This window comes from Plantibacter sp. CFBP 13570 (assembly GCF_014841395.1).
Taxonomy (GTDB): domain Bacteria; phylum Actinomycetota; class Actinomycetes; order Actinomycetales; family Microbacteriaceae; genus Plantibacter; species Plantibacter auratus.
On the sequence record NZ_JACYTW010000145.1, the window covers coordinates 1 to 579 of the forward strand.

Sequence of the window (579 nt, forward strand, 5' to 3'; positions counted from 1 at the left end):
GCTCGGCCTCCGCAGCGGCCGCATCGACGGCCGCCCGCGCAGCGACCGGGTCGAACCCGGCAGTCGCCGTCGTCGAAGCGTCGGTGGAGCCGGCAGCGGCAACGTCGCCCGGGTCGTCGGCCAGCGCGAGGAACTGCTCGACGAGGCGACGGCGCTCCGCCCGGGCGATGTCCCGGGTGTTCTGCGCCGACTGCATCCTCGCCTCGGCATCGGCCCGAGCGACGGATGCCGCGTCGACCGCGTCCGCGTCGGGGTGGTCTCCGTCGAGCACCGCGGGCGCCGGATGGCTCAGCGAGCCACAGACGCTGCACGGCTCGCCGTCCCGCAAGCCGGTGGCGAGTTCACCCGCCATGCCCTCGATCCTCCGGAGGCGCAGCGACGTCTCGACATCGATCGCCGCCTTCGCGGCCGTGGCGGCCTCGGTGACCTCATCGGCGAGCCCCGCGAGGCGTTCGTCGGCCGCGTCCACCCGATCCAGCACCGTGCGGCGTTCAGCCGCGCGCTCGACGGACCGGGCGGCCCTGGCCGACTCGGTGGCCGCACGCGAGGCGCGCTCCGGTGCCGAGCTGAGCGCTGCCC

The 579-nt window shown here is 76.0% G+C and carries 1 pseudogene; it reads right to left on the reverse strand.

Going from position 1 to position 579, the window contains the following annotated elements:
* A pseudogene (locus IFT89_RS19940) lies at positions 1-579 on the reverse strand (AAA family ATPase); the annotation flags it as partial.